3 protein-coding genes and 1 pseudogene are annotated in these 6000 nt (G+C 60.3%); all 4 read right to left on the bottom strand.

What is annotated here, in order from left to right:
* Positions 1-582: 582 nt before the first annotated feature.
* Positions 583-1191, bottom strand: a pseudogene (locus GZ093_RS08755) (ATP-binding protein); the annotation flags it as partial.
* A gap of 579 nt (positions 1192-1770) precedes the next feature.
* The gene (locus tag GZ093_RS08750) at positions 1771-3852 is read right to left on the bottom strand and encodes a c-type cytochrome (protein WP_296484950.1); all 2082 of its coding nucleotides are present in this window, start codon (positions 3850-3852) and stop codon (positions 1771-1773) included.
* 77 nt (positions 3853-3929) lie between these two features.
* Positions 3930-5264 carry an ATP-binding protein gene (locus GZ093_RS08745; RefSeq protein WP_296484947.1) on the bottom strand — a complete coding sequence of 445 codons (1335 nt, stop codon included), beginning with the start codon at positions 5262-5264 and terminating at the stop codon, positions 3930-3932.
* On the bottom strand, positions 5261-5926 hold the full coding sequence (locus GZ093_RS08740; protein ID WP_296484945.1) for a response regulator: 666 nt from the start codon (positions 5924-5926) through the stop codon (positions 5261-5263). Before GZ093_RS08740 ends, GZ093_RS08745 begins: the two co-directional genes overlap by 4 nt.
* Positions 5927-6000 lie beyond the last annotated feature (74 nt).

Here is a 6000-nt window from a genome sequence, read left to right as displayed (position 1 = left end):
AAACCTTACCCGTGGTTAAAGGTTCCGCGTGCCATCGCTCGTCGGAAAATCAAGAAACATGGCCACGACTGGAAGCCAAAGTAAGTGCCATTCCACCATGCCCTTCTTGATCAGACTGGCGCGCACCGGGCCAAGGGTGTTGATTTTGGCGTTCAACTTGTCGGCAATATCGCCTGTGCGATGCGGACCCGAGCCCAGTTCTGCCATGGCACGCAAGAATTTTTTCTCGCGCGGTGTCAACCGGTCAAACCGCACCCGGAAAAAATTCTCGTCCAACCGGTGAGATACGGTGGCACTGCTTTCCATCACGGTCTCCAGGCTGATGGGAGAGCGGATCGCGTGGTTCCAAGCCTGATAGCCCCATTCCTGCAAAAAGTAGGGGTAGCCACGTGTCATCCGAAAAATCTCGTGCAGCGCCTCGGGATCAAATGCCTCGCCGGCCACCTGTACTGGCTCTTGCAACGCGCGGGTGGCATCGACCTCGGGCAGCGGCCCCACATCAGGGAAGCTGAACAGCCGTTCTGCGTAAGACTTCGACTCGCCCGCCAATCCCGGCAGGATGGGCAAGCCCGCGCCAACCAGTACCAAAGGAAGTTGGCGCTGTTGCATCTTGTGCATGGCCATGATCAGCGCACTCAACTCTGCCGACTTGAAATACTGAATCTCGTCAATCAGGAGGGCCACGGCCGTCCCGCGCTCCTGCGCCGCTTCGCCCACAGCGGTGAACAGGGTCGGCAGGTCCACCTCTAGGTCCCCACTGTCGGCAGCGCCTTTTTCAGGCTCAATATCGAGCCCGATGTCCAGTTCGCCGACCTTGATCATGACGGCACCGATGAAGCTCTTCAAAACTGAAATTCCACGGCGCACCTTGTTGCCCGCGCCTGCCAGGCGGTCAAGGTCAAACAGCAAACGACGCAGGTGTGGCGCCAGCAAGACGGCAAGGGGCTTGCCCTCATGGGCCTCCACCAAAATCGTGCGGTAGCCGTCACGCTGGGCAATACGCTCGATCTCGTTGAGCAATACGGTTTTGCCTACACCACGCAAGCCGGTCAACAGCAGACTTTTTTCAGGACGACCGGCCTTCACCCGGCCCAATAGCACCCGCGCCTGCTCCAGAATGCCATCGCGACCGGCCAGCTCAGGGGGCGGTGAGCCCGCGCCGGGTGAAAAAGGATTTTTGATTTTGTCCATACGCCCTCGATATCTAATGTTTATACCTATTTATACGACATTGATCGTATAAACGTGAATTATTTTATATAAATATGCCGGACCAGCACGCGGCGCCAGTGCCGCCGAGCATTGGCAGAGCGTCAGCCTCGGCACGCGGCTGACGGGTCTATACCAGCCGAAATCTGAAGAAGGACGCACAGGATTGGGCACGTCGCGTCGAAGATGAAATGGTCCATGGGCTATTCGTGCACAGAGGGCCTTCAGAACGTTTCACATTTGAGAACGCCATCGAGTGCTACTTGGCCGATGTCACACCGACAAGGCTTCCAGAAACCCAGTTTCGTGCAACCATGCGTGCCCCCCCCGCTCGTCAAGTTTTTTTGGCAAACATTCTCTGGCTGGCATCACGCCCGGCTTGGCAGCTCAGTTCCGGGACCTTCGACTTTCCGGTCACAACCGCAAGAGCGCGGACGGCGATCCTGTGACACGGGCTGCGAATAAGCAACAGCCAGAACCGCCTGGCAACGGTCGGCCCCGCAACGTTGCGCGGACATCAGAGAAAATTTATCCACCATCGGACTGGCGCCGCACCATGTCTCAGTAACGCGAATCCGCCGGCTTTTTATCCTTGGGCCAATCCTTCACCTTGTTCGGGAAATCCGGGCGTGGTTGGTGCGTGAAATACTCCGCGACATCGACGGACTCCTGATCCGAAAGCCCCCCTTGTCCCAACGGGAATTTCTCATGGAACCCGATCGGCATGTTGCGCTTGACAAAAGCCGCCGCGGTATAGGTACGCGCCATGCCGGCGCCGATGTTGAATGACTCATCGCCCCAAAGCGGCGGGTAGATGAAGCTGCCGTCAGCCTGCTTCAGGCCTTCGCCGTCCTTGCCGTGGCACACCGCGCACTGCGTCGCGTACACCTGCTTGCCATTTTCCAGGTTGGGCTTGATCGCCATATCCACCTTGCCGACGCCGCGCCCGGCGACCTTGTCCTGCGGTTTCGTTTCCTTCTTCATCCAGTCAAAATAGGCCACCATGGCTTTCATGTCCGCCGAATCGGAAGGCAGCGGTTTGCCGTTCATCGAGCGCAGGAAGCAGCCGTTGATGCGGTCTTCGAGCGTGATGACCCGGCCTGCGCGCGGCGCATAACTGGGGAAGAAGGCCGATATGCCGACAAAGGGCGAACCATCAGCCACCGTGCCGGCGTTCAGATGACAGCTGGTGCAATTCAAGGCATTGCCGACGTTCTGCGGCAACAGGGCCTTGGTCTCAAGATGCAGACGCATGCCGCGAACAAGCTGCACGGCAGTGGGGCTGGCAAGCATGTCCGCCAGACGCGGCGTTTCAAAACTGGACGAATCCGTGGTCTTGGGATCGAGTTGCGCACGCATCTTTTTTACCTGAGACGCGGCAACCGGTTCGGCGCTATTGCCCCAACTGCCGCGCACAAAACTCAGGATTTCGGCGAGTTCCTGATCTGACAGCCGGGCAAAGGCCGGCATGGTGTAGATGCGTGGATGCGCGGCGGTCTCGGCCGTTTTCCAGCCGGTCAGAGCGATATGCATTAGCGTGGCCGGGTCGGCGGCCGTGATGGAGGGGTTGCGCTGCATCGCTGGGAATATCCCCTTGACCCCGGCACCATCCTGGCGATGGCAATCGACACAGAATTGCACATAGCCCAATCCGCCGCGCGTGGTGAACAGATTGGCGGGGACCGTCGCTGCCGCAGCGCGCACCGGCGCCGCAGGCATAGGCAGATCGTCCTCGCCCGGCGGCAGCGACTTCAAGTAGGTGGCGATGGCCGTCAGGTCGGCATCCGTGAAGTGCTGGGTGCTGTTATGAATCACCTCCGCCATATTGCCGGAAACCGTGGCAAAACTATTCTGTCCCGTTTTCAGCAGCAGGGCGGTGTCCTCTACCGTCCACAAATTGCGCAGGCTGAGCGCGCGCCACGATTCAACCGTTTCGCCCGCGAGATAGTGCTTGCCATCGGAACCGGCATCACTCATGGCCTTCTCCTGGAAAGCAATGCCGCGCGGCGTATGGCAGGAACCACAATGTCCCAAGCCTTGTACCAGATAGGCGCCCCGGTTCCAGACGGCATCCTTGCTCGCATCCGGCTTGAAGGGCGCATCCTCCAGAAACGCCCAGTTCCAGAACGACAAGCCCCAACGCATGCTGAAAGGCCAGCGCATCTCTGCCGGCTTGTTAGCCTGACTGACCGGCGCCAAGCCTTTCATCAGAAAAGTGTACAAGGCGCGCATGTCGTCTTCGCTCATCTTGGCGTAGGAGGGATAGGGCATGGCCGGGTACAAGTTGTGCCCGTCCGCGGCCACGCCTTTGCGCATGGCGCGGTCAAATTGCGCAAACGAATAATTGCCGATGCCGCTCGTGGCGTCCGGCGTGATATTGGTCGAATAAATTGTGCCCATTGGCGTCTTGAGTTCAAGGCCGCCGGCCATTGCTGGCCCTTTGGTTGCCGTGTGGCAGGCTACGCAATCGCCCAAGTGCGCCACATACTTGCCGCGCTCAATCAATGCTGCCTCGTTGTCGGGGGGCTTGGGTGCTTGCGCTGCGCCATTTACTGGGGCCGGCGCCGGGTCAGCGGCATTCGCGGCATGTCCAAAAATCAAACACGCACCAAGAACGGCCAGAAGTGATCGGGAGATATTCATTGCACAAATCCTTGAAAAAAAATATTGATGTGGGCTTTCAGTGCGATCCGGTCGGCAGAAAAGGAAAGCGATTCTTGCTAGTTCGCGTCAAGCTGCTTCTTTCTTGGCAGCGTCAATTTTGCCTCCAGCCCGCCCTCGGGTCGCTGCAGCAGCTCGAACGAGCCGCCGAAGCGCTCGGCAATGGCTGCAACGATGGACAAGCCCAGTCCGCTGCCTCGACCCGAACCGCGCCGCCAGAAACGTTGCTTGGCCAGCACCAGCGCCTCGTCACTGAGCCCCGGTCCTCGATCACAGACGCTGAAACGAACCGTGTCCGGCCTGCGGCGGACCTCAAGCCTGATGCTGTTGTTTGCGGGGGAATGACGCAAGGCGTTTTCCAACAAATTACGTAGTGCGGTAACAGCCAGCGCTTGGGGCAGTGCCAGTTCGGCACCACTGGCGTCGCTGTCGAGCTCGATGCGCTCCGGCGCCTCGGGCGCCGCATCGCGCATGGCAAGGAGGGCGACTTCGTTGGCCTCTGCGATGCGCCCATCCTCCCAGGAAACAGTGCCTTCCACTTGTGACAGCGTCAACAACTGTGAGAGCGAGTGCTGCAGCCGCGCCACGCCCTCTTCGGCGTAGTCCATGGCCACTTCGGCCTCCTTGCCGTGCGTGATGCGGGCGACCTGAAGATGGATCTTGATGGCGGTGAGTGGTGTGCGCAACTCATGGGCCGCATCGCTGGTAAAGCGCCGCTCGCGGCTGAATGTCTCGCTCACCCGCGCCAACAGATGATTCAGGGTGTTGACCAAAGGCTGCAAGTCGCGCGCCATGGGCGCGTTTTCAATCGGGGTCAAGGAATCTGGCGTACGGCGGGCCAGGACCTGGCGCAGGCGTTCCAGTGGCCGCAACCCACTGCCAACACCGAACCACAGCACCATCAGACTGCCCAGCAGGGCGACGACAAAGGGCACGACAGCGGCCACCATGACATTGCGCAGCAGGGTGCTGCGCTCGCTCAGACGATCGGACGTGGTGACGCGCAAACCCAGTTTATCCAGGGTGTAGCTGCGCCAGTGTTCACCCCTGATTTCGCGATTGACAAACCCGGGGCCGACGTGATCAATGGCCTGCGGTGCCGCGCCCGGGGTGCTGGCAATCACCTCGCCGCGCAGCGAGACCTGACACGCCAGGCCTTTCACCGTGTCCGGCATGCTCAAGGTGGAAACGCCGGCTTTGCCGCTGCGACCGTTCCACGCAGCCGGGTTCTGCGACATCAGTCCGGCCACCATATGGGCTGACATTTCAAGGCGCTGATCCAGGGTGCGCTGCATTTCCTGCTCCAGGCCGTGCAGCATCCAGATCGCGACCCCACCCCAAAGCAGCAGCATCGAGACGCCGATCATCAGCAGCAAGCGCAGTCGCAGCGTCATGCGCTCGCCCCGCTGAACCGGTAGCCTACGCCACGGACCGTCTCGATGATGTCGGCCCCCAGTTTGCGGCGCAGATGGTGGATATGCACACTGAGTGCATTGCTTTCGATTTCCTCACTGAAATCGTAGAGACTGTCTTTGAGCTGGTCCGGGCTCAGAATGCGGCCACGCGCCTGCAGCAGGGCAATCAGCAGCGCCAGTTCGCGTCGTGACAAATCGATGGCCCGTCCGTGCAGAAAGACTTCACCCCTTGCCGGATCAACGCGCAACGGGCCGTGCTCGATGAGATCCACGCTGCGGCCCGCGGCGCGGCGCAGCAAGGCATGCAGTCGGGCCACCAGTTCGTCCAGATCGAAGGGCTTGAGAAGATAGTCATCGGCGCCGGCACGCAACCCGGCCACGCGGTCTTGCACGGCGTCGCGCGCGGTCAACACCAGCACGGGTAGTGCCATGCCGCCAGCCCGCAAGCGCCGCAGCAAGCTCATGCCATCCTCGTCGGGCAACCCCAGATCGAGTATCACCACATCACAATGCACGGCTGACAACGTGGCCTGCGCCTGCGCCGCCGTAGTCACACCATCGACGGTCAGGCCGTGCGCGCGCAATCCGACCAGGATGCCGTGAGCAATCAGTTCATCGTCTTCAATCAGTAAAACACGCATAGTCGGTCTTGAAGTTCCCGCATCATGTGCAGACGAGGCTCACCGAACGGTACGCGAAGTTGCGCACGAACAAA

Source organism: Rhodoferax sp. (assembly GCF_010365055.1).
In the GTDB taxonomy this organism is placed as follows: domain Bacteria; phylum Pseudomonadota; class Gammaproteobacteria; order Burkholderiales; family Burkholderiaceae_C; genus Rhodoferax.
This window is presented reverse-complemented; position numbering and strand designations above follow the sequence as displayed.

Excerpts from the sequence above, each read along its gene's own strand:
- GZ093_RS08745 (WP_296484947.1), bottom strand. The coding sequence starts at position 5,264 with ATGACGCTGCGACTGCGCTTGCTGCTGATGATCGGCGTCTCGATGCTG.
- GZ093_RS08740 (WP_296484945.1), bottom strand. The coding sequence starts at position 5,926 with ATGCGTGTTTTACTGATTGAAGACGATGAACTGATTGCTCACGGCATC.
- GZ093_RS08750 (WP_296484950.1), bottom strand. The coding sequence starts at position 3,852 with ATGAATATCTCCCGATCACTTCTGGCCGTTCTTGGTGCGTGTTTGATT.